This is a genomic window from Stenotrophomonas sp. 05N423 (assembly GCF_056397145.1).
In genome coordinates this window covers 46,822-68,393 of sequence record NZ_JBFTMV010000012.1, presented here as the reverse complement: position 1 = coordinate 68,393, position 21,572 = coordinate 46,822, and the positions used below count along the sequence as shown (strand labels likewise).

The following is a 21,572-nucleotide window of genomic DNA, read 5'->3' as shown; positions in this document are numbered from 1 at the left end:
GGTGAAGGGCATGCAGGGACGGCATCATGGAAGTGGTTCAACTCCCCAGTACGCGCTTGATGTGCTGGACCACGCGCTGGCCGGCGCCACCGTCGAAGCCGGCAAAGAACAGCGGGAGGCCGGCGCGGCGCAGGGACTGCTCGTTGGCCGGACGCTGCGCCAGGCTGTCGAGGAACCGGGCCACGCCGTTCTCCTCGGCAGCCGTGTCGTAATAGCGGACCACTGCCTGGCCTTCGGCATTCAGCCCCAGGCCGTGCGGGTTCTGCAGGTACAGCACCGGCTTGCAGGTGACGAAGTACTCCATCAGGAACGAGCCCACGTCGCTCATCATCGCCGCGCTTGCCGCGAAAGCGTGGCGATGGTCCGGACGCTCGTCCACCACCACGCCCGCCTCCAGGAGTTCGGCACGGAACGCTTCGACGCCGGCCTCGTCGAAGATGCCGAGATTGACCAGCTTCCGCCAGAGCAGGGGATGCGGCCGGAACAGCAGGGCCAGATCGGGGCGCCGGGCGAACTGGCGGAAGATCGGCATGGCCAGGCGGTCGAAGCTGGACCAGTGATCGCCGTCGAACGAGAAGTGCGCGTTCCACAGGACCGCCTTGCGGTCGCCGATCTGCGCGCGCAGCAGCGGGTCGACCGGAAACCGCTCCAGGTCCACGAGGCCATCCATGCGCGGATGGCCGGAAACCACGACGTGGCCATCGCCGGTCGGGCAATGCCGGGCATACATCGTCCGCGCACCGGACGAGCGCACGAACACCGCCGAGGCATCCTTCGCGGCCGGTTGCCCATACTGGTTGACCAGGTTCATCTCGCCTCCGCCGACTTCCAGGCCGTAGGGCACGTAGCCGGTGAAACCGACGCGCCCGGCCACCGCGGCGAAGTGATACTCCGGCGGCCGCGTGCTGTCGTAGGGCGAGGTGAACAGCACCGCGTCCAGGCCCGCATCCTCCGGGTCGAACGTATCCCATGCCTGCCACGCTATGCCGTGGGCGTGCAGATGACGCTCGGCGGCTTCGCGGTCCCAGTGGTAGTCCGCATGCAGGAACGGCAACAGGATGACCCGCGCATCGATGCCGGGGTCCCGCACCATGGCGTCCCATACGCTGCGGACGTTGCCCCAGGCCTCGGGGGCCTGGAAGAGGATGGCGACGCGCAGTCGACGGGAGGTATCCGCGGAAAAGGGAAGGGTCATGTCTCCACCGTCCTGTCGATCGCGGCATGCGGCGGTGCCGCGCCGATGGCGCGCAGGGCCGCGGTCGCGAGGGCCGCATTGGATTCGGCCACCGCCGGCAGGTACGCCTGTGCCAGCGGCTCCAGGGCGGCCAGTTCGGTGCAGCCCAGTACCAGCCCGTCCACGTCCAGCCTCGCCAGCCGCGTCAACATCGTTTCCAGCGGTGCCCGCAGGGCTTCGGGAATGCAGGCATCGGTCTTGACCGCCGCGATGGCGCGCTGGACGAGTTCGATCTCGCCGTCCAGCAGCGCGACCGCTTCGATGCCTGCCGCCTCGAGCGAGCGCTGGTACAGGCCGTGCCCGAGCAGCGAGCGCGAGCCGCACACGGCGGCGCGGCGCACGCTCCCGGCCTGCAGGACCGCGGTCGTGGCCTGGACGATGCACGGCACCGGGATCGGGGCGTCGGCGGCCCACCGGGAATACAGGACATGCGCGGTGTTGCAGGGCACCACGGCGGCCGTGGCTCCCTGCCGGGCCAGTTCGGCGATGGTGGTGGCGATGAAAGGCGAAGGATCGCGTTCGCCCAGTTCCAGGTGGCGGCCGCGGCTGGGCAGCTTGGGGTTGAGATCGCACAGCACCCGCGGGTAGTGCCAGTCGCGGGCAGCGCGCACCTGCCCATACAGGCTCCTGAGGAAGTCGAGCGTGGCCCAAGGGGCGACGCCGACCACGCCCAGGGTTCCCTCCGTGGCCGGCCAGGTCACCGCATCGTCGATCGGCAGGATCGTCGGCATCAGACCGGCTTCTCGAAAAGGAACAGGCGCAGCCGGGTCTCCGGATATTTGTTCAGCGGGTGGCCTTCGGGAAACATGTTTTCCTCGCGCAGCAGCCTGAAGCCGTGTTGGCCAATGGCTTCCACGTACTGCTCCGCCGTCCGGTAGGTGGCCGAATACGACTGGCCCAGGTGTTCGGAGAAACGGTCGTCGATTTCATGGCGCCGCCCGACGCCGGTTCCGTCGCGGACCATCAAGTGCCCGCCGGGGCGGACGAAGCGCTGCAGCCGGGGCAGCAGCTGCGCGGCCTGTCCATCATCGAGATAGACGAACAGGCCCGAGATATAGACGAGGTCGAACTGTTCGTCGGTATCGAAGGCTTCCGCCGCCTGGACCACGAACTCCACCTGGCCGCACTCCCGCCGCCTGCCTTCCTCCCGCCCGATGTCCGCAAGACCCTGTGCATACTCGACGGCAAGCACGCGCCGCGCGCCGCGCCCGGCAAAACGGAACGACCACTGGCCGACCCCGGCGCCCAGGTCCAGCACGGAAAGACCATCGATGTCCGGCAGCCAGTCGAATACCTTGGCCGTCTCGTCCTCGATCTTGAGTTTCAGGTTGCCGCTGTCCTGCTCGAGGTTGGCCACGGACTCGAACGCCATGCTGCCCAGCATCGCGGCCCGTCCCTCCCAGAAGCGTTTGATCTTGCCGCTGTCCATCATGTATCGGCCTTGTTCGTTGCGGTGCCCGTGGCGCAGTAACGCCAGAACGGATCGGCCGGGATCGGCCGCGAGGCACTGATGCCCGGGTCCATGACCCGGCTGTCGCACAGGAAATCCAGATTCAGGTGGGTGTATTCGTTCACCGCGCGATTGGGGATCGGCAACAGCCTCACGCCGAGCGGCTTGTGCAGGCGCACGGCCAGCGCGGCCACGTCCAGCACCAGGCCGGTCACGTCCTCGACCGACATGGTGCCCGGGACCGGCACCATGTCGATCCCGCATCCGCATACGGTCGACAGCAGGGCGAGCTTTTCCAGGCTCAGCGCCCGCAGGTTGTTGGCGTCGGCCAGTCCGTTGTCTTCCAGCACCGAATACATCACGCCGTTGAACCCCACCGTGCGTGCGGCCGATGTCCGCGCCGCCTGCTTGAGCGCGTCGGTGAGGACGCTGGTGACGAACACGCTGCCGTGCGCGCCAACCGGGGATGGCCCCAGCAGTTCGATCAGCCGCGCCACCGAGGTTTCGCCATCGGGGAACGGGGCGAACGAGCCGTCCAGCCCCTGGTAGCGCACGCCGCTGTCGGCCTCGATGGCCCGCCCGAGCGCGTCGATCCGCGCCATGTCCGCAGCCAGCGCCTGCACCAGGTTGTCCCGGAATGCGGTCAGTCCGCTGTTGCGCCGCCGCGCTTCCTGCGCCAGCGCCAGTGCGGTGGCCGTGGTTTCAAGGGCGATCGAGAACGACGGAGACCCGCCATCGTGCCGGGAGAATGGAAAGAACGGCGTGCCCGCCTGGCAGGCCGCGGAGATGCCCACGCGGAAGTTGTCGATGCCGTTGTTGCTGCGCCGGGCCACGCCCAGCACGAAGCGGCTGGCCGCCTGCGCCGCGTGCATGGCGATGCTGTCCTGCCTGGCGACGATCAGGTTGAGGAACAAACGGCTGTCGCGCAGCACCAGTGCCTGTGCCTCTTCCAACAGGGCCTCGCGCCCGTGTTCGACGAACAGGTCCAGCGGCAGGCAGTACCAGCGCGCTCCCGCCGCGTCGGCCAGTCCGCGTACGCCATCGATCACCGAACGCAGCGCGCCGGGCGAAGCCTCCACGTCGATCGAAGGCGGCGGCAGGCTGAGCCGGCGCGTGCGCGGCGTCAGCCCGGCCTTGTCGCAATGGGCGCTGGACACGGCGTGGAAATGCGCCAGGGTGGCCGACAGCTCGCCGATGGCATGGTCGAAAACGGGGACGCCGAGGGTGAAGGAGCGGATCATCGAGCGCGGCTGGCCTGGACCAGTTCCAGATAATCGACGGGGGTGTTGACCTCGAAGAACAGCTCCTCGCCCAGCATCTCGATCGCCACCGGCGCCACGTCGCAGGGCAGGAGCTGGCCGGCGAACAGGTTGGAATGCCTGATGCAGCGCTGGCGCCAGGCACGCAGCAGTTCCGGATCGCTGGCCTTGAGGATGCCGACCGCCTCGGGGTGGGTCATGCTGCGTACCGGTCCCTGGTAGGTTTCGACTACCTGCCGCCGCTCGTCGAGCACGCAGTGGATCGCCGACAGCGAGCGTTTCTCGCGGTCCGAGGCCAGGACCAGGTCGGGAGCGGCGCGGTCAAGGCGCTGCACCAGCTCGGGGGCGATGAAGATGTCTCCCGACACCACGTAGGCCGGGCGTTCGTCCAGGGCCAGGCCCAGGCTCATCGCGTTGCCGGTCAACGCCCAGTCCGGGTTGTGCACGTAGTCCAGCTGCGGATACGCCTGCATGATCTGGATCGCACGGAATCCCACCACTACCGTGATGCGCTTGCCGGCAAAGGCGGCGATCGCGTAGTCTAGGATCGTGCGCCCGGTGGCCGGGTGGCGGATCATGGCCTTGCTGATTCCGTCCAGCTGCAGGCTCCGGCCGGCGGCAAGAATGATGACGTGGTCGACCGCGCTCACCGCAACGCCTCCAGTCCGATGCTGCAGGCGGGGAGGCCGCCTTCGGGGAATTCGTGTTTCACCGTCTTGTACGGATAGGGCTGGCCGGCCAGGGCGCGTTCGGTGACCCGTTTCCAGTCGAAGCTGTGGTTGGCGCGCAGGCTCCAGACCTTCAGGTCGGCGTAGCGATAGCGCACGGCGGGCACCCGGGCCAGGCCCAGCATGCGCGCGGCTTCCATCCGATGCTGGCCGTCCAGCACCAGGTCGTGATCGGCATCCAGCGCCACCGGCTTGGTCCAGATGCCCTCATCGAGGATCTTGCCGACCAGCCAGTCCACGCGGCGCTGGCTGAATCCCTCGATATGGCGCAGGCGCTGCACGGGTACGAATTCGACCGACGCCGGTGCGGTACGACCCGCGGCGGGAGGCGTCGCGACAGGCAGCGCCAGGTAGCGGCGCACCGTATCGGCATAGTCTTCGGCGGTGTTGAACGACTGCACGAAGCAGCCATCCACCTGTACCTGCCTGCAGGGCAGGACGGCGAGGTTTTCGCGCCAGGGCATCAGGTAGTACTGCGCCACGCTGGCGGCAATGGCCGTCTGCCGGCAGTGGCGATCGGCGCCGACCTGGGCGGGGGCGACGCCCAGCAGCCCCACCATCTTGGGCCACCCCTCGAAACGCGCGTCGTAGACGGGGCGGTACTCGACGCGATCCACCTGTCCCTGCGCGTCGGCATGGACGATGCCGCCGGTCAGTTCCGGCCCGTAGTAACCCCGGCAGACCCAGAACGAATCCGGCCCGGCCAGGGCATCGAAGACGGCGTCCCATGCCGGCTCGTCCATCAGCAGGTCGGTCTCGACCACCAGATAGCCGCGTTCGGGATGGCGCAATGCCGCCACGCCGGTCTCCACCGACAGGATGTTCACGTCCTCTTCGTAACGCGCATTGTGGGCGATGGTTACCCGCTGCCCGTAGCGGGCGGACAGGTGGCGACGCACGCGCTCGGCGGCGAACCCCGTCACCGCGACCACCTCGCGCTCGCCGCGGGCCAGGATCGCATCGAGCAGGTGGTCGACCACCCGCCGCCCGTCCACCGGAAGCAGGCACTTCGGAGCCAGCGCGGTGAGCGGGTGCATCCGGGTTCCGCGGCCGGCGCACAGCAGGATGACGCCACGCGGCCCCATCGTCATGCCGGTTTCCCGCGCGATGCCGTGTAGCGGCCGGGATGTCCGGTCGTTCCGCGCATGACGGGATGGGGTGTTGCGGTCATTGGGCGGGCCTCGCTCGGACGGGATATTCGCAGGTAGCGGCGGCCTGGTTCCCGATCCGGTTGATGCAGGCCGCGACTGCATGCACCCATGCAATATGCGTGCCTCCATGCGCCGCTTCGGGGAAGGGGACGCAACGCTGGGGAAGGGCGTGGTGACCGGCCGGAACCCGCCGGAAACCAGCCTCCCGGGCAAGGAGGCCGGCCACCGCGTCAACCCACCTGGTCGCTCTGCTCGCGGTCGATCCCATACTTGCGCAGCTTCTCCACCAGGGTGGTGCGGCGCAGGCCGAGCAACTGCGCGGCGTGGGCGACCACGCCCTGGGTGCGCTCCAGGGCCTCGTTGATCAGCTTCAGCTCGATGCCGGCCATGTGGTCGCGCAGGTCCAGGCCGTCATCGGGCAGGTGCGCCGGCACGGACGGCGCAACCACGGCGGCAGGGGCCGGCGAGATCGCCGGCGTGCTGCCGGACAGGCTGGCCAGCGGCCGCTCGTCGTCCATTGCCACGGCCGGCGCCGGAACCGCTTCACTGCGATAGCGCGCGGGCAGGTCCTGCACCCGCACCAGTCCGCCCGGATGCAGCACCGCCAGGCGCTCGACCAGATTGGTCAGCTCGCGCACATTGCCAGGCCAGCGGTAGGCGGCCAGCGCCTGCAGGGCTTCTGCGGCGAAGCGGACTTCGCCGCGGCCGGTGCGCGCCAGCTGCGCGGCGATGGTTTCCACCAGCGCCGGGATGTCGGTGATGCGTTCGCGCAGTGCCGGCACGTCGATGGGGAATACGTTCAGGCGGTAGAACAGGTCCTCGCGGAACTTGCCTTCGGCGATGCGCGTTTCCAGGTTGCGGTGGGTGGCGGCGATCACCCGCACGTTGCAGCGGATGGTCTGGTTGCCGCCGACGCGCTCGAAGCTGCGTTCCTGCAGCACGCGCAGCAGCTTGACCTGCATCGGCAGGCTCATGTCGCCGATCTCGTCCAGCAGCAGGGTGCCGCCCTCGGCCATCTCGAAACGGCCCTTGCGCGCGGTCAGCGCGCCGGTGAAGGCGCCTTTCTCGTGGCCGAACAGTTCGCTTTCCAGCAGGTCCGGCGGGATCGCGCCGCAGTTGATGGCCACGAACGGGCCGTCGCGGCGCGGCGAACGCTGGTGGATGGCGCGCGAGACCACTTCCTTGCCGGTCCCCGATTCGCCCAGCACCAGCACGGTGGTGTCGAAGCCGGAAACCTGTTCGATCAGCTGGCGCAGCTCGGTCACCGCCGGGCTGGCGCCGGTGGGGCCGTCGTCCTGGCTGTCGCCGGCATGATGTTCGGCATCCAGCCGCTTGAGGCTGGCGCGGCGCAGCAGCGCCTCCATCTGCGCATGGCGCATGGGTTGTTCGAGCGGCCAGACATTGGCTTCGTGCAGGCCGTAGTGGCGCGCGAACGCCAGCGGGTCGCCCTCGGCCAGCAGGATCGGCGGCGGCATGGTGGTGCCGGCCAGCCAGTTGAAGAACGGCTCGGCGCGGGCCGGATCCTCGATGGTGCCCACCACCAGCGCCATCCAGTCGTTGACCCGGTGGCGGGCGGTGTCGATGTCGCCGACGTCGGTGACCCAGCGCGGGTTCAGATCCATGAACTCCAGCAGCGCCACCGTGCGCTCTGCACGGACGCCCTCGCTGTCGATCACGAGGATGCGCGATTCACTCATGGCCCTGTTCCTGGCGGACGCTTTCGAGGATCGGCATCACTTCCTGGATGTAGGACAGCTTGCTGACGAAATTGTCCGCGCCGGCGCGCTGGGCATGCTCGCGGTGCTCGGCATCGTCGAAATGGCTGGCGATCACGATGTAGGGCGGCTCGTCCTGGGTCTTGATCAGGCGCGTGGCCTGCAGGCCGCCCATCTCCGGCATCGCCAGGTCCATCAGCACTACCCGCGGGCGCAGCGCCTCGGAGCGTTCGATGGCCTCCAGGCCGTTGGCGGCGCTGCCGACGATCTCCAGCCAGTCGACCTTGCGGAAATGGCGCATGGCCGCGTTGATGAAGCCTTCGTGGTCGTCGACCAGCAGAACGGTGAGCTTGCTCATGGAATTCCTCGGATCAGCCTGCGCGGGCCAGCAACGGACGCGCATTGTGCCGCTTCCGTTCGCGCGCGGGGGCGATGTCCAGCTGTTCGCGGTACTTGGCCACGGTACGGCGGGCGATGTTGACGCCCTGGCGTGACAGCAGCACGGCGATGGCCTCGTCGGCCAGCGGGCGCGCCGACGGCTCGGATTCGATCAGGCGCCGCACCATGGCCTTGACCGCCTGCCCGGAGATGCTGGCCCCGTCCAGGCGCACGGCGAAGAAATGCTTCAGTTCGAAGGTGCCGCGCGGGGTCTGCATGAACTTGCCCGAGGTGATGCGCGAGACCGTGGATTCGTGCATGCCGATCGCGTCGGCCACTTCCTTCAGGGTCAGCGGCGCCATGGCCTCCTCGCCCTCGACCAGGAACGCGGCCTGGCGCTCGACGATGACCCGCGCGGTGCGCAGCAGGGTGTCGTAGCGCATGGACAGGCCGCGGGTGAACCAGCGCGCTTCCTGCAGCATCTCGCGCATGGGCTGGGCGGCGCTGCCCTCGGTGGCGGCCAGGGCGCGCTCGTAGGTGGGATTGAGGGTCACCTTCGGCGCCGTGGCCGGGTTCAGCGCCACCCGCCACTGGCCGTCGGCGCGCCAGGCCACCACTTCCGGGATGATGGCGGCGTCCTCCTGCGGCTGCAGGGTGTCGCCGGGGCGGGGCTGCAGCGACAGGATGAGGCGGATCGCCTCGAGCACATCGGCCTGCTCGGCATCCAGCTGGCGGGCGATCGCGGCATAGTCATGGCTGGCGAGCAGCTGCAGGTCTTCGCCCAGCAGCCTTGCCGCCAGATGGCGGGCAGGCACGGTGCCGGGCAGCGCGGCCAGCTGCACCTGCAGGCATTCGCGCAGGTCGCGGGCGGCCATGCCGGCCGGCTCGCCCTGCAGCAGGCGCTGGCGGATGCTCTCCACATGCGCGCCATCGCGGTCGAAACGGGCGCTGGCCAGCAGGGTCAGCTGCGGCAGCGGCGCCTGCAGATAGCCGGCGTCGTCGCAATGCTCCAGCCAGAAAGCGGCGATCGCCAGGTCGCCTTCGTCCAGGTCCAGGGACAAGGCCTGCAGGATGCGCAGGTGCGGGTCGCTGGATTCGCTCATGGCCAGCCGCGCGGTGCGGTCTTCCTCGGCGTCGTTCCAGCTGGCCCCGGCCACGTCCCACATCGAGCTCTCCGGAAGCTCGTCGAACGCCGCCGTCTCCGCCTGCGCATCACCGGCCGAGGAAGCGTCCGCCGCGGCGGCGGCCTCTTCCTCGAGTTCCAGCAGCGGGTTGTTTTCCAGCACCTGGCGGATCTCCTGCTCCAGCTGCAGGCCGTTGAGCTGCAGCAGGCGGATGGACTGCAGCAGCGCAGGCGTGAGGTGGAGCTGCTGCCCAAGCTGGGTGGCGAGCGTGGTCTTCATTTCGTCTGATCCCCGTGGTCGCCATGTGAAGCGGCCGTTGTGGAACGCATCTTGCGTAGGGGGTGTCAGGGAATGAATCGGAGAAAACCCTCAGCCGCATGGGTTTATACCGACAGGATGTAGGTATTTTCCCCACATTGCGCCATTAATCCGTCGCCAAAGCCCGGTCGGAGATTTACCTATCAATGGCTTACGGAATTCTGACGCTGCCTGCGACGGATTTCCGAATCTGTGACGCGGTGCAAAACCGATGGACCGTCCGGAGCGCTCAGGCGAGCTCCTGCTGGTGGCGTACCGCGAGCAGCAGCAGGTCGTTGGCACGGCGGCAGCCCAGGGCTTCCATCATGCGCGCGCGGTGGGTTTCCACCGTCTTGACGCTGATCCCCAGTTCCGCGGCGATTTCCTTGGTGGTCTGGCCGTTGCCGAGCTGGCGCAGGATCTGCCGCTGGCGCGGCGACAGCGCGGCGATGCCGGTGGGGCGTTCGCGCCCGAGCATGGGCGCGAGCATGCGGGCGGAGATCTGCGGGCTGAGGAACACCTGCCCGGAATGGGCCGCACGCAGGGCGATTTCCAGTTCCTGCGGCGCGGCGTCCTTGACCACGAATCCCACCGCTCCGCGGTCCAGCGCATCGCGCACGTGCGCGGTATCGTCGTGCATCGACATCATCACCACGCGTGCCTGCGGCACCTTGCGGCGGATGTCGGACAAAGCCTCCAGGCCGCTGCGGCCAGGCAGGGAGAGGTCCATCAGCACCACATCGGGATGCTGCTGCACGGCCAGTTCCAGCGCCTGTTCCGCGTTGCTGGCCTCACCGGTGACCAGCACACCGCCGAACGTCTGCAGCAGGCGGCACAGTCCGGCACGGACCAGCGTATGGTCATCGACAATCAGGACACGCACGGTAACGGGCATCGCTTGGGAATGGCCGCACCTTAGCCGAGCACGCGCGTGCGCGCCAAGCGGCGAAGGTCATGAACGGGCGGGTTCAACGCGGACGCCGGCTGTCGGCGATCTGGCGCCGATGCAGGCGGAACAGATGCCGTTCCAGCGCGGTTTCCAGCGCATCGCCGGTACTCTGCAGGCGCAGCCAGAGATAGAGACTGCCGTTGCCGGACGTCGCTTCGCCCAGTACCTGCACCGGCAGCTCGATGTGGTCGGGCAGCCAATCGGCCGGCTGCAGGCGCACGACGCCCGCGCTGCCCTGGACCGCACCGCTGCGCTGGCCCAGCTCGAGCCGCAGCCCCCGGCGCGACCAGCGCACGGGACGCAGCGGCAATGCCTGGGTGGACTGGCGCAGCAGGCGACCCAGCAGGACCAGGGCCAGGTCCATGCGTGCTTCAAGCCGCTGCAGTTGCTGGCTGCCTTCGCCGCCGCGCTCGTCGGCATCGTCGGTGCCGCGCGAGTCTTCCACCAGCGCCACGCTGCGCAACAGCATTTCCGCCGCGCCGGCGCGGGTTGCGCTGCTGCCCGGTTCGAACGCCGCCGGCAGCGAGACGTCGCAGGTCAGCGTGTCCTCGAACAGCTCGGTCTCCGCTGGATGATGCACGACGCTGGCGCCGGGCGCGTTCATGCCAGCGATTCGGCCTGCTGGTAGGCGTGGGCGGCGCGGACCGACTGGCGGCCGGCGCGCAGGCGCGCCGAGGCGACGTCGCGCCGCACCAGCATGTCGGCCATCAGCGACTGCTGCATGGCCAGCAGGTTGCGCAGGCCGTTGGCCGCGGCCTGCACGCCGCAGGCCTCGACGAACTCACGCAGGCGGCGGTCGTGGCCGGTGGCGATGCGCTCGGCTTCGGCGTGGTCTTCCTGCTCCACCGCCACGCGCAGCGCCTCGAGGTCGTCGTGCAGCGCCTGCAGGGTGTGATCGGCATCCATCATGGTTCTCAGGCTCCGGCGGCGACGGGGTGCTGGCGCTGGTCGGACGGGATCGCATTCCACGCCGATTCGATCTCGCCCATGAGTGACAGCGATTCCTGCAGCGCGACCACGTCGTTGTTGAGGTTGGCTTCGGTCAGGCGCTGGATGACGTAGTCGTACAGGGCCGAGAGGTTGCCGGCGATTTCGCCGCCGGCTTCGTGGTCGAGCGAACCGTTGAGGTGGCCGATGATGGCGCAGGCCTCACCGATGGCCTTGCCCTTCAGCGCCTGGTCGCCCTGGGCAAGGAAAGCCTCGGCGCGACGGATGCGTTCGCCGGCCCCTTCGAACAGCAGGGCCACCAGTTTGTGCGGATCGGCATCCACAACCTTGGTGGAAACGCCGACCTTGCGGTACTGCTCGGCGTAGTTGCGGCTGGAACCGTACATTGGGAGAGTCTCCTGGGACCTGTCCGGCGCGCGGTCCGGGCGGCGTCGGGAATGATGGGGGGATATCCGTGTATCGGCCGTCATGGCCGTTTACTTGAATGAAGGAAGGTTATTTCTGCAGCGAGGCGAGCTGCTGGGCCAGGTAGTTGCTGGTGCCCTGCATCTGCGCGACCAGCGAATCCATCGCGGTGAACTGCCGGGTGTAGCGCGCCGACACCATCTCCATGCGCGCATCCAGCGCATCCAGATCCTTCTCCAGCTTCTTGATCTGCTTGTTGAGCGCGTCGGTGCGCATGGTCAACGTACCGGTGCCGCTGTCCAGGTTGCTCTTGAGCAGCTTGGACACGCCATCGGAAAGCGCGCCATCCTTGCCCAGCAGCCTGGCCGCCGCGTTCGGGTTCTCGGCCATCGTCTTGTCGAAGGTGCTGGCGTTCAGCGCCAGCGTGCCGTCGGTGTTGATCGTCAATCCCAGCGCCTTCATGTCCACGACATTGGCGCTGAGCTGCCCGCGCATCTGCTGCTGCAGGCCGCGCACCAGCGAATCGCCGGTCAGGGTCGATGCCTTCTTGTTGGTCGCGTCGTAGGCGCTGGAGTTCTTGAGCAGGCTGATCGATGCGTTGTAGGCGCTGACGAAGGCCTGCAGGTTGATCTTCAGCGGTGCGTTGTCCTGGCTGACCGTCAGGGTCTTGGTGGTGCCTTCCTCGGCCTTGGTCAGGTTGAGGGTGATGCCCGGGATCAGGTCGCTGATGCTGTTGCTGCTGGATTCGCGCTCGAACCCGTCCACACGCACGCGCGCGTTGGTGGCGGCCACGGTCTGGCTCAGGCCGCCGCTGCTGCCGTCCCAGGTCAGCGCGGACAGGCCGCCGTCGCCACCGTTGGCCGAAACGGTCAGGGCGCCCTTGGTGCCGGCGTCGACCGCGTTGAGCACCAGGTGCTGGCCATCGTTGGCGGTGATGACGGTGGCATTGACGCCCTTGCCGTTGGCCGCCTTGTTTATGGCCGCGGCGATATCGGACAGCGTGCTGCCCGGTTTGATCTCGACATCGAGGGACTTGTCGTCCCAGGCGATCTTCAGCGTCCCATCGCCGACCGCGGCATCGGCGGCGAACGCCCCCGAGGTAAGCTTCTGCGGTTGCGCCAGGCTGACCACTTCGACGTTGTAGGTGCCCGCCGCGGCCAGCGTCTGGCCGGTAGCGGGATCGGTCACCACGGTCGCGCCAAACCCGCTGCCTTCCGGCACCGTGGTCTTGTAGGCCAGGGTGCTGGCTCCCTTGATCAGGGCATCGAGCGAGGACTGCAGGCTGCTGAGCGAGCTCTTGATGCTGCCCAGCGCCGAAAGTTTGGCGGTGGCCGCCGATCCCTGGGTATTGATCCGGTCAGCGGCCGGCTTGCGCTCGTTGGCCACCAGCTGCGAAACGAGGGTGGGGATGTCCAGGCCGGAGCCGACGACGGAAAGGGAGGACGTGGCCATTTGGATTCCTTTGCGCAAAGGGACACCCTTGCAGGCATCCGGGATATCGGCACGCATCCCGGCTTCTTTAGCCCAGGGACCGCGCGCATTCCCCCCCGGGGTTGCAAGACCCGTGCCGGCCCCTTATCCGCAAAGCCCCGTTTTCTCCGGGAGCCCCCGGATAGACGAAGCCCCCGCCATCGCTGGCGGGGGCCTCGTTGCGGCTTGCCTTGGCGGCGACGCCGACGGGATCAGCGCAGCAGGCTGAGCACGTTCTGCGTGGCGCTGTTGGCCTGGGCCAGCATGGCGGTACCGGCCTGCTGCAGGATCTGCGTGCGGGTCAGTTCGGCCGTTTCCTTGGCATAGTCGGTGTCACGGATGCGACCGCGCGAAGCCGACAGGTTCTCCGAGGTGGTGGCCAGGTTGGAGATGGTGGAGCTGAAGCGGTTCTGGATCGCACCCATGTCGGCACGCGAGCTGTTCACCGAGGTCAGGGCGCGGTCCACGATTTCCAGAGCCTGCTGCGCACCCTTGAAGGACGAGATGTTCAGCTTGCCGGCGACCTGCGAGTCGTTGACGCTGGCAGCGGTCTGGGCGGTGAAGCCGGCGGCGCTGGTGGTGACGCCGGTGCTGGCGGTCGGGGTGCCGGCGGTGAAGCCGCTGATGAACTGGTCGCCCTTCACCGACTGGAAGGTCAGGGCGCCGGTGGAAGCGTCCACCTTGGCATAGACGCCGGTCTGGTCCATCTTGTCGTTGATCGCCGCGGCGACCTTCTTGTTGATGGCCAGCGCATCGTCGCCGCTGTTGTACTTGACGTCGTCGATGGTGACGGTCTTCGCGGTCGCGCCGGCGGCGGTGCTGGTGACGCTGACGGTCATGCCGGCCACCACACCTGCGGCGGTCGCGCCCGAAGCGGCCGTGGCGACGGCGCCGACGGCGGCATCGGCGGCGAAGTTCATCTTGCCCAGCGTATCGACATTGGCGTCGACGATGCTGTTGATGCCGATGGTCTGGCCGGAGTCGGCGCCGACCTGGAACAGCGCGCCGGAGAAGCTGCCGTCCAGCAGCTTGGTGCCGTTGAAGCTGGTCTGGTTGGCAACGCGGTCGATTTCCTTCAGCAGCTGGTTGACTTCCGAGTTCAGCGCGTCGCGGTCGCTCTGCGAGTTGGTGGCGTTGGACGACTGCACGGCCAGCTCACGGATACGCTGCAGGTTGTTGCCGATCTCGACCATCGCGCCTTCGGCGGTCTGGGCCAGCGAGATGCCGTCGTTGGCGTTGCGGGTGGCAACGTCCAGGCCGCGGATCTGGGTGGTGAAACGCTCGGAGATCGCCAGGCCGGCCGCGTCGTCCTTGGCGCTGTTGATGCGCATGCCCGAGGACAGGCGCTGGATGCTGGTCGCCAGGCTGGCACCGCTGGTATTCAGGTTGCGCTGGGCGTTCAGCGACATGATGTTGGTATTGATGACTTGTGCCATGATTCGGATTCCTGTTTGGCGTTTGATCCGGCAGCTCAACCTGACCGGTACTGAGTGCAGTGGAGGTGGCGTAGGGCGCCGCAGTACCGCTGCTGATACCAATAACGGCAGCATCCCCGGCAGCTTTAGGGCTTGCCCGGAAAAACGGATCGCAGGGTCCCGGGATGCCTCCGGAAGCGGTACGTCATGAGGAAACGGCGCTGGAACCCTTGGTTCCAGCGCCGTTTGTTTTTCCGCCCGTGGAAACTGCAGGCTGCATTCCGCCAGTGCGCATCTCTCAAAGCCGAAGCCCCGGACATGCCGGGGCTTCGATCTCTTCCGCCGCTGGCGCCGCTCTTACTTGAGCAGGTTGAGCACGTTCTGCGGGACCTGGTTGGCCTGGGCCAGCATGGCGGTGCCGGCCTGCTGCAGGATCTGCGTGCGGGTCAACTCGGCCGTTTCCTTGGCGTAATCGGCGTCGCGGATGCGGCTGCGCGAGGCGGACAGGTTTTCCGAGGTGGTGGACAGGTTGGCGATGGTGGAGGTGAAGCGGTTCTGGATGGCGCCCATTTCCGCGCGCGAGCCGCTCACCGCGGTCAATGCCTTGTCCACCACTTCCAGCGCCTGCTGGGAGCCGACGAAGGAGGAGATGTCCAGGGTGCCGGCCACCTTCTGCTGGTTGACGTTGGCGATGGTCTGGTCGGCCAGCGCGGTGCCCTCGATACCGACGCCGGTGGCGGCGGTGGCGGTGCCCTTGACGAAGCCGGTGGTGAACTGGTCGGCCTTGATCGCCTTGAGGGTGATGCCGCCGGTGGCGTTGTCCAGTTCCGCGTAGACGCCGGACTGGTCCATCTTGTCGTTGATGGCGGCGGCGACCTTGCGGTTGATCGTCAGCGCATCGTCGCCGCTGCTGTACTGGACGGGGTCGATGTTGATCGTCCTGGCGGTGGCACCGGCCGCGGTGCTGTTCACGTCGAACTTGATGCCGCTGACCGAGCCGGCGGCGATGGCGGCGCCGGAGGCGATGGTGGTGGGGCCGCTGGCCGCGGCGAAGTTCATCGTGCCGAGCGTATCGATGTTGGTGTCGACGATGCTGTTGATGCCGATGGTCTGGCCGGCATCGGCGCCGACCTGGAACAGCGCGCCGGCGAAGCTGCCGTCCAGCAGCTTGGTGCCGTTGAAGCTGGTCTGGTTGGAGACGCGGTCGATCTCCTTCAGCAGCTGGTTCACTTCCGCGTTCAGCGCCTGGCGGTCGCTCGGGGAGTTGGTGGCGTTGGACGACTGCACGGCCAGTTCGCGGATGCGCTGCAGGTTGTTGCTGATCTCGACCATCGCGCCTTCGGCGGTCTGCGCCAGCGAGATGCCGTCGTTGGCATTGCGCACCGCCACGTCCAGGCCGCGGATCTGGGTGGTGAAGCGCTCGGAGATCGCCAGGCCGGCGGCGTCGTCCTTGGCGCTGTTGATGCGCAGGCCCGAGGACAGACGCTGGATGCTGGTCGCCAGGCTGCTGCCGGTGGTGTTCAGGTTGCGCTGAGCATTCAGCGACATGATGTTGGTGTTGATGACTTGTGCCATGGGACTTCTCCGTTGTGCTCGGGTCTTGCGTGATATGGGAAGGCGATGTTTCTGCGATTCGTCTGGATCAGCGGATCATGTTGAACAGCGACATGGACTGCATTTGCGTGAAGATGGTCTGTGCGGCCTGCAGGGCGGCACCTTCGAGCTTGTACTGGCCGATGGCCTCGGCGTAGTCGAGGTCGCGCAGCTGCGAAAGCGAGTCCTTCAGGGTGATGGCATTGGCCTCGCGCAGCGAGGCGGCGTTGTCGATGGCGCTGAGCTGCGCGCCGCCGGATGCGCGGGAATCGATCATCTTTTCCGAAGCGCGGGCCACATCGCGCAGGCTGGATTGCAGCAGGTTCTGCTGCGCGGTCCGGCCGGCGAGGGTGGAGGTATCCATCTCCAGCGCCTTGGACAGGCGGTCGATGGTGGAGAACACGTCGCGGTTGCCGGCCTGCCCGACGGTGAACTCGTCACCGGCCGCCGGCACGCCGCTCATGCGCAGGCGCAGGCCCTGGAAGACGATGTCGTCGCCTTCGGCGTAGGTGCCGCTGCCGATCGGGTTGCCGCCGCTGTCGAGGATGTCGTAGGCGCCCGGGCCGGTGAACTGCACGGTGTAGCTGTCGCCGGTCCAGGTCGCGGTGCCATCGCGGCTGGCGCCGGTCAGTACCGCCTGGCCGTTGTTGCCGGCGGCGGCGCTGCCGTCGACGGTGCCGTCGCCGGTGCGGATGCGCATGAAGATCTCGCTGCCCGGCAGGGCGTCCTGCACGAAGCTGCCCGGTGCCACCTCGACCTGGCGCTGGGTCTGGTCGCCGTTGTAGGTGACCGTACCGTTGCCCGCCAGGAACGGAGCTACGCCATCGGAGGTGCCGCCGAACAGGAAGCGCCCGTTGCCGTCGGTGCTGTTGGCCAGCGACAGCAGCGATTCGCGGATCGAGCGCAGTTCGGCGGACACGCTCTTGCGGTCCTCGGCCGACAATGCGGCGCTGTTGGCCTGGATGGTCAGTTCGGATACCCGCGTCAGCAGTTCGCCGGCCTGGGCCAACGCGTTTTCCTGCAGGCCGAGGCGGTTCTGCGCGGTCGCGGCGTTCGACCCCAGCTGGTCGAGCTCGGCCAGGATGCGGTCCATGCCCACGGCGGTGCCGGAAGCGACCGGGTCGTCCTTGGCGGTGACCATCTTCTGCCCGGTCGCCAACTGGCGTTCCAGGTGGTTGAGCTTGCTCTGCTTGGAGAGCATGAGGAACACCGACTGGTCGTACATCATGCTGCTGGAGATACGGTTGTTCATCAGCCCACCGCCCGCAGGATCGACTGGAACATGGTGTCGGCCGTGGAAATCAGCTGGGAGGCGGCCTGGTAGGCCTGCTGCAGGCGGAGCATGTCCGCCGCTTCCTCGTCCAGGTTCACGCCGGAGATCGAATCGCGCGTGGCCTGCGCGTTCTCGTTGATGACCTGCTGCGCCTGCAGCGAATAGTCGGCCGCACGCGCGGCCGCGCCGATCTGCGTGGTCAGCCCGCCCAGCGCGCCATTGAGCGTGACGGTGCCGCCATTGAAGGCCTTGGCATCCTCGACCTTGGCCATGCGCGAGGCGTTGCCGTTGTCGCTGGAGCCTGCCGGCGTGCGCGACACGGTGAAGGTGTCGCCCGCGGCGGGCTTGCCGTCCAGCACCAGGCTCCAGCCGTTGGCGCTGATGGTCTGGCCGGGCGTGTAGGGAAGGGGGGCGCCGCCGTTGATGGTGTAGTGGTCGGCGTCGATGAAGTCGATGCTGACCGGATCGAGCAGGGCGCCGTTGCCAGCGTCGGTGACGTCGAGCTTGCCGGCCACGCCGGTGCCGACGTTGCCGAGGTCGGCCTTGGCCCGCACCGGATTGGCGGCGGCGATGCGCGACGGGTCGGTGATCGCCACCGCCAGGCCGCCGGGAGCCGCCGCGGTGGGCTGCACCAGGAAGCGGTCGTTCAGGGCCGGCGTGCCACCGACCACCAGCTCGACGCCGTTGACCACGAACGGATCGGCGGCGGTGCCACTGCCGGTCATCGGCACCGGGGCGCCGGTGTCGGTACGCGTGGCCACCCAGTTGCTGCCGTCGAAGCGCAGCTGCAGGTTCTGGCCGTCGAGCGCGGCGACATCGCCGTAGCTGGCGGTGATGCTGGCCGTGCTGGCGCTGCTGTTGCCGCTGTGCGCGGCGACCTTCGGCGGGGCCAGGGTGAAGAAATCCACGCCCATGTCGCCGTACAGGTCCATGCCTTCGCGATGGCTTTCGTTGAACGCCTGCGCCAGGCCGACCGCGATGCGGCCGAGTTCGGCCTGCGCCGGGGTCAGCACGGTGTCGCGGAATTCCAGCAGGCCGCCGATGCTGCCGCCCAGCGCCTTGCCGTCCAGGACGATGGTCTGGCCCTGGGTCTTGAGCGCCAGTTGCAGGCGCTCGGGCTGGTACGGATCGGCCACGGTGGTGACCTGCGACGCGGTACCGCCGACCACCAATGCCTGGCCGCCGGCCGAGTACACGTTCATGATGCCGCCGTCCTGGATGACGGCATTGCCACCGGTGTAGCCCACCAGCTGCGCGACCAGCTGGTCGCGGCGGTCGAGCAGGTCCGGCGCGGCGCGGGTGATGTCGCCGCCGATGGTGCTGTTGATCTGCGCGATCTCTTTGGCCAGGCGGTTGATCTCGCCGGTGCCGGCGATCAGGCCGTTGTTGACCTCGTGGCCCAGGGAATCCAAGCTGCCGTTCAACTGCTTGAAGCGGTTGACCAGGTCGTTGGCATTGTCGAGCATGCTGCGCCGGTCGGCGGCGCCGGCGGCGTTGGCCGACAGGCCGCTGACCGAATCGAAGAAGTTGGACCAGATGCCGTTGAGGTTGGTCGCGCTGTCGGAGAACAGCGCATCCACGCGGTCGGCCAGCCCGGAGAGCTGTTTCAGGCGGGCCAGTTCGCCACTGCTGTCGAGCAGGCGCGAGATCGCCAGCTGGTCGGCCACGCGGCGGATGTCGGTGATTTTCGTACCGTTGCCGACATCGCCATAGCCCATGTCGGTGGGATTGCGCGTGGCGAAATCGACCTTCTGCCGGCTGTAGCCGTCGGTCTTGATGTTGGCCACGTTGTGGCTGACGGTCGCCAGCGCCCGCTGGAAGGCGATGAGGGCGCTGCTACCGGTGGAGAGGACGCTGGACATCGTGTTCTATCTCAACGGCGGGTGATGCCGGACAGGCCGGCGGCTTGGGCGAAGGTCTGGCCGAGACGGGCGCCGGCCTGGCCGATGGCGGCCACGGCGCGGTCGATGGTCGGACCGGCGGCAATGGCGGCGATCTTTGCGGCGTAGCCCGGATCGGTGGCGTAACCGGCACGTTGCAAGCCCTGTGCAAAACCGCGCACGTCGCTGCCGGCCTTGAGCGCGGCCTGGTAGCGCGGGCTGTTCTTGAGCATGCGCACGTAGTCGCCGAAGCTCTCGGCCGGCGAGCCGTAGGCGCGGAAGCGCGCGGTCTGGCTCTGGCGCTGCCCGTCGACGAATTCATGGGTCGCTGCGGTGGCGCTCTCGCCCTTCCAGCCACTGGCCTTGATGCCGAACAGGTTGTGGCTGCTGGCGCCGTTGTCGCGCTTGATGTGGCGACGCCCCCAGCCGGTCTCCAGCGCCGCCTGCGCGACCAGGGCGCGCGGATCGACGCCGAGTTCGCGCGCGGCCTTCTCGGCATGCGGCCAGATGCTGGCGACGAAGCCTTCCGGCGTGTGCTTGCCGAGCTGGTCGGCGGCGGCATTGGCCGTGGCCACTTCCACGGTGCCGTTGCCGGCGCTGGCCGGACCGACGCCGCTCCAGCGGTCGTTGCCCACGGCCCAGTCGGCCGCCGGCACCGATGCAGGCTCCGGGCGCGCGCCACGGCCGCCGATCGCCGCATGCAGGCTGCCGCTGTCGCGGCCGGCGATCAGGTCCAGCATCTGCTCTTCCGGCATGGCCGGCGCGTCGCCGCTCAAGGACTGCAGCGGATCGGCACTCATCGCCGCCGCCGGCATTGCCGACGGCGCCGGAGCAGGAGCCACCAGCCGATAGGCCTGCGCAGCCTTCGCCGCGGGCTGCAACGAGGTGTCCACCTGTGGCTGGACGGCTTTCTCGCCGCCGCCCAGTTGGCGCGCGATCATCGCCGACAGGCCCAGACCGCGCCCCTTGGTCATCGCCTCGGCGATGCGCTGGTCGTACATCTCGCGGAACATCTGGTTCTCGCCGGGAAACAGCGAGTCGCCGAAGCTGGCCGCACGCATGCTCTTGATCAGCATTTGCGCGAACTGGCCTTCAAGCTGGCGCGAGACCTTGTCGATCTTCGCCGGGTCGTTGGCGACGACCGGGTTCAGCTCCAGCGACGGGGCGGCGATGCGCATGATCAGATCACCTCCAGCTCGGCGCTCAGCGCGCCGGCCTGCTTGAGGGCTTCCAGGATCGCGATCAGGTCGCCGGGCGCGGCGCCGACCTCGTTCACCGCCCGCACGATCTCGTCCAGCGTGGTGCCGCCGTCGAAACGGAACATGCGGCTGCCTTCGTTGGTGGCGGTGATGGTGGACTGCGGCGCGGCCACGGTCTGGCCCCCGCCGAAGGCATTGGGCTGGCTGATCTGGGTCGCCTCGCTGACGGTCACCGTCAGCGAACCATGCGCGATCGCGGCCGGGCTGACCCGCACCTGCGAACCGATCACCACGGTGCCGGTGCGCGAATTGACCACCACCCGCGCCGGCGCGGTGCCGGGCGACAGCTCGATGTTCTCCAGGCGCGCCAGCAGGCCGATGCGCGCGCCCTGGTCGCTCGGCGCCTGCACCGCCACGGTGACGCCGTCGACCGCGCGCGCGGCGCCCTCGCCGAAGGCGTTGTTCACCGCCGCGACCATGCGCGCGACGGTGGTGAAATCGTTCTGGTGCAGGTTCAGGGTGATCTCGCCGCCGGCACCGAACACGTCGGGCAGGGCGCGCTCGACCGTGGCGCCGCCGGGAATGCGGCCGACGCTGGGCACGTTCACCGATACCCGCGAACCGTCCTTGCCCTGCGCGCCGAAACCGCCGACCACCAGGTTGCCCTGGGCGAGGGCGTAGACCTGCCCGTCGGCGCCCTTGAGCGGCGCCATCAGCAGCGAGCCGCCACGCAGCGAGATCGCATTGCCGATGGAGGAGACGGTGATGTCGATGGTCTGGCCGGGCTTGGCGAACGGCGGCAGTTCGGCATGGATCGCCACCGCAGCCACGTTCTTGAGCTGCGGGTTGACGTTCGGCGGAACATTGACCCCCAGTTCGCCGAGCATGTTCTTCAGGCTCTGCACGGTGAACGGCGCCTGGCTGGTGCGGTCGCCGCTGCCGTCCAGGCCGACGACAAGGCCGTAGCCCACCAGGGCGTTGCCGCGCACGCCGCCGACCTGGGCCAGGTCCTTGATGCGCTCGGCATGCGCCGGCAGGGCGCAGGCGGCCACCAGCAGCAGGGCGGCGGAGTGGCGCAGGAATGCGGGAATCGTCATGGCCATG

At 68.3% G+C, this 21,572-nt stretch carries 20 protein-coding genes; all 20 read right to left on the bottom strand.

Going from position 1 to position 21,572, the window contains the following annotated elements; genetic code table 11:
* Positions 1-37: 37 nt before the first annotated feature.
* The 20 genes from AC1DGW_RS15935 to AC1DGW_RS15840 all read right to left on the bottom strand — a co-directional run bounded on the left by AC1DGW_RS15935 (position 38) and on the right by AC1DGW_RS15840 (position 21,565).
* The gene (locus tag AC1DGW_RS15935; RefSeq protein WP_478024862.1) at positions 38-1,195 is read right to left on the bottom strand and encodes a hypothetical protein; all 1,158 of its coding nucleotides are present in this window, start codon (positions 1,193-1,195) and stop codon (positions 38-40) included.
* The gene (locus AC1DGW_RS15930) at positions 1,192-1,965 is read right to left on the bottom strand and encodes an aspartate/glutamate racemase family protein (protein WP_478024860.1); all 774 of its coding nucleotides are present in this window, start codon (positions 1,963-1,965) and stop codon (positions 1,192-1,194) included. Before AC1DGW_RS15930 ends, AC1DGW_RS15935 begins: the two co-directional genes overlap by 4 nt.
* Positions 1,965-2,666: a class I SAM-dependent methyltransferase gene (locus AC1DGW_RS15925; protein ID WP_478024858.1), complete on the bottom strand. Its 702-nt coding sequence runs from the start codon at positions 2,664-2,666 to the stop codon at positions 1,965-1,967. The genes AC1DGW_RS15930 and AC1DGW_RS15925 overlap by 1 nt, the downstream gene beginning before the upstream one ends.
* Positions 2,663-3,925: a DUF711 family protein gene (locus tag AC1DGW_RS15920; protein WP_478024856.1), complete on the bottom strand. Its 1,263-nt coding sequence runs from the start codon at positions 3,923-3,925 to the stop codon at positions 2,663-2,665. The genes AC1DGW_RS15925 and AC1DGW_RS15920 overlap by 4 nt, the downstream gene beginning before the upstream one ends.
* Complete coding sequence (locus tag AC1DGW_RS15915) at positions 3,922-4,593, bottom strand: NTP transferase domain-containing protein (protein ID WP_478024854.1); 672 nt, start codon at positions 4,591-4,593, stop codon at positions 3,922-3,924. Before AC1DGW_RS15915 ends, AC1DGW_RS15920 begins: the two co-directional genes overlap by 4 nt.
* Complete coding sequence (locus tag AC1DGW_RS15910) at positions 4,590-5,762, bottom strand: NTP transferase domain-containing protein (protein ID WP_478024852.1); 1,173 nt, start codon at positions 5,760-5,762, stop codon at positions 4,590-4,592. Before AC1DGW_RS15910 ends, AC1DGW_RS15915 begins: the two co-directional genes overlap by 4 nt.
* 290 nt (positions 5,763-6,052) lie before the next feature.
* The gene (locus tag AC1DGW_RS15905) at positions 6,053-7,519 is read right to left on the bottom strand and encodes a sigma-54 dependent transcriptional regulator (protein ID WP_478024850.1); all 1,467 of its coding nucleotides are present in this window, start codon (positions 7,517-7,519) and stop codon (positions 6,053-6,055) included.
* Positions 7,512-7,895: a response regulator gene (locus AC1DGW_RS15900; protein WP_433851595.1), complete on the bottom strand. Its 384-nt coding sequence runs from the start codon at positions 7,893-7,895 to the stop codon at positions 7,512-7,514. The genes AC1DGW_RS15905 and AC1DGW_RS15900 overlap by 8 nt, the downstream gene beginning before the upstream one ends.
* A gap of 13 nt (positions 7,896-7,908) precedes the next feature.
* Entirely contained in the window at positions 7,909-9,318 is a 1,410-nt protein-coding gene (gene rpoN / locus AC1DGW_RS15895; RefSeq protein ID WP_478024848.1) for an RNA polymerase factor sigma-54, read from the bottom strand.
* A gap of 268 nt (positions 9,319-9,586) precedes the next feature.
* The gene (locus AC1DGW_RS15890) at positions 9,587-10,219 is read right to left on the bottom strand and encodes a response regulator (RefSeq protein WP_055770273.1); all 633 of its coding nucleotides are present in this window, start codon (positions 10,217-10,219) and stop codon (positions 9,587-9,589) included.
* 85 nt (positions 10,220-10,304) lie between these two features.
* Positions 10,305-10,889: a PilZ domain-containing protein gene (locus AC1DGW_RS15885; RefSeq protein WP_478024846.1), complete on the bottom strand. Its 585-nt coding sequence runs from the start codon at positions 10,887-10,889 to the stop codon at positions 10,305-10,307.
* Entirely contained in the window at positions 10,886-11,194 is a 309-nt protein-coding gene (locus AC1DGW_RS15880) for a hypothetical protein (protein WP_478024844.1), read from the bottom strand. The genes AC1DGW_RS15885 and AC1DGW_RS15880 overlap by 4 nt, the downstream gene beginning before the upstream one ends.
* Before the next feature lie 5 nt (positions 11,195-11,199).
* A complete protein-coding gene (gene fliS, locus AC1DGW_RS15875) occupies positions 11,200-11,619 on the bottom strand; it encodes a flagellar export chaperone FliS (protein WP_478024842.1) in 420 nt (139 codons plus the stop codon).
* A gap of 109 nt (positions 11,620-11,728) precedes the next feature.
* Entirely contained in the window at positions 11,729-13,090 is a 1,362-nt protein-coding gene (gene fliD, locus AC1DGW_RS15870; RefSeq protein ID WP_478024840.1) for a flagellar filament capping protein FliD, read from the bottom strand.
* A gap of 230 nt (positions 13,091-13,320) precedes the next feature.
* Positions 13,321-14,544 (bottom strand): flagellin, encoded by a 1,224-nt coding sequence (locus AC1DGW_RS15865; RefSeq protein WP_478024838.1) that lies wholly within the window; start codon positions 14,542-14,544, stop codon positions 13,321-13,323.
* A 336-nt stretch (positions 14,545-14,880) separates the two neighbouring features.
* Positions 14,881-16,098: a flagellin gene (locus AC1DGW_RS15860; protein WP_478024836.1), complete on the bottom strand. Its 1,218-nt coding sequence runs from the start codon at positions 16,096-16,098 to the stop codon at positions 14,881-14,883.
* A 67-nt stretch (positions 16,099-16,165) separates the two neighbouring features.
* Positions 16,166-17,368 (bottom strand): flagellar hook-associated protein FlgL, encoded by a 1,203-nt coding sequence (gene flgL / locus AC1DGW_RS15855; protein WP_478024834.1) that lies wholly within the window; start codon positions 17,366-17,368, stop codon positions 16,166-16,168.
* A complete protein-coding gene (flgK, locus tag AC1DGW_RS15850; RefSeq protein ID WP_478024832.1) occupies positions 17,368-19,251 on the bottom strand; it encodes a flagellar hook-associated protein FlgK in 1,884 nt (627 codons plus the stop codon). Before flgK ends, flgL begins: the two co-directional genes overlap by 1 nt.
* 11 nt (positions 19,252-19,262) lie before the next feature.
* Positions 19,263-20,447 carry a flagellar assembly peptidoglycan hydrolase FlgJ gene (gene flgJ, locus AC1DGW_RS15845; protein ID WP_478024830.1) on the bottom strand — a complete coding sequence of 395 codons (1,185 nt, stop codon included), beginning with the start codon at positions 20,445-20,447 and terminating at the stop codon, positions 19,263-19,265.
* A gap of 2 nt (positions 20,448-20,449) precedes the next feature.
* Positions 20,450-21,565 carry a flagellar basal body P-ring protein FlgI gene (locus AC1DGW_RS15840; RefSeq protein ID WP_478024828.1) on the bottom strand — a complete coding sequence of 372 codons (1,116 nt, stop codon included), beginning with the start codon at positions 21,563-21,565 and terminating at the stop codon, positions 20,450-20,452.
* Positions 21,566-21,572: the final 7 nt, after the last annotated feature.

Coding starts and splice junctions, on each gene's coding strand:
- AC1DGW_RS15860 (WP_478024836.1), bottom strand. CDS start 16,098: ATGGCACAAGTCATCAACACCAACATCATGTCGCTGAATGCTCAGCGC.
- AC1DGW_RS15840 (WP_478024828.1), bottom strand. CDS start 21,565: ATGACGATTCCCGCATTCCTGCGCCACTCCGCCGCCCTGCTGCTGGTG.
- fliS (WP_478024842.1), bottom strand. CDS start 11,619: ATGTACGGTTCCAGCCGCAACTACGCCGAGCAGTACCGCAAGGTCGGC.
- AC1DGW_RS15930 (WP_478024860.1), bottom strand. CDS start 1,965: ATGCCGACGATCCTGCCGATCGACGATGCGGTGACCTGGCCGGCCACG.
- AC1DGW_RS15935 (WP_478024862.1), bottom strand. CDS start 1,195: ATGACCCTTCCCTTTTCCGCGGATACCTCCCGTCGACTGCGCGTCGCC.
- rpoN (WP_478024848.1), bottom strand. CDS start 9,318: ATGAAGACCACGCTCGCCACCCAGCTTGGGCAGCAGCTCCACCTCACG.
- flgL (WP_478024834.1), bottom strand. CDS start 17,368: ATGAACAACCGTATCTCCAGCAGCATGATGTACGACCAGTCGGTGTTC.
- AC1DGW_RS15910 (WP_478024852.1), bottom strand. CDS start 5,762: ATGACGATGGGGCCGCGTGGCGTCATCCTGCTGTGCGCCGGCCGCGGA.
- AC1DGW_RS15865 (WP_478024838.1), bottom strand. CDS start 14,544: ATGGCACAAGTCATCAATACCAACATCATGTCGCTGAACGCCCAGCGC.
- AC1DGW_RS15900 (WP_433851595.1), bottom strand. CDS start 7,895: ATGAGCAAGCTCACCGTTCTGCTGGTCGACGACCACGAAGGCTTCATC.
- AC1DGW_RS15920 (WP_478024856.1), bottom strand. CDS start 3,925: ATGATCCGCTCCTTCACCCTCGGCGTCCCCGTTTTCGACCATGCCATC.
- fliD (WP_478024840.1), bottom strand. CDS start 13,090: ATGGCCACGTCCTCCCTTTCCGTCGTCGGCTCCGGCCTGGACATCCCC.
- flgJ (WP_478024830.1), bottom strand. CDS start 20,447: ATGCGCATCGCCGCCCCGTCGCTGGAGCTGAACCCGGTCGTCGCCAAC.
- AC1DGW_RS15880 (WP_478024844.1), bottom strand. CDS start 11,194: ATGATGGATGCCGATCACACCCTGCAGGCGCTGCACGACGACCTCGAG.
- AC1DGW_RS15885 (WP_478024846.1), bottom strand. CDS start 10,889: ATGAACGCGCCCGGCGCCAGCGTCGTGCATCATCCAGCGGAGACCGAG.
- AC1DGW_RS15925 (WP_478024858.1), bottom strand. CDS start 2,666: ATGATGGACAGCGGCAAGATCAAACGCTTCTGGGAGGGACGGGCCGCG.
- AC1DGW_RS15905 (WP_478024850.1), bottom strand. CDS start 7,519: ATGAGTGAATCGCGCATCCTCGTGATCGACAGCGAGGGCGTCCGTGCA.
- flgK (WP_478024832.1), bottom strand. CDS start 19,251: ATGTCCAGCGTCCTCTCCACCGGTAGCAGCGCCCTCATCGCCTTCCAG.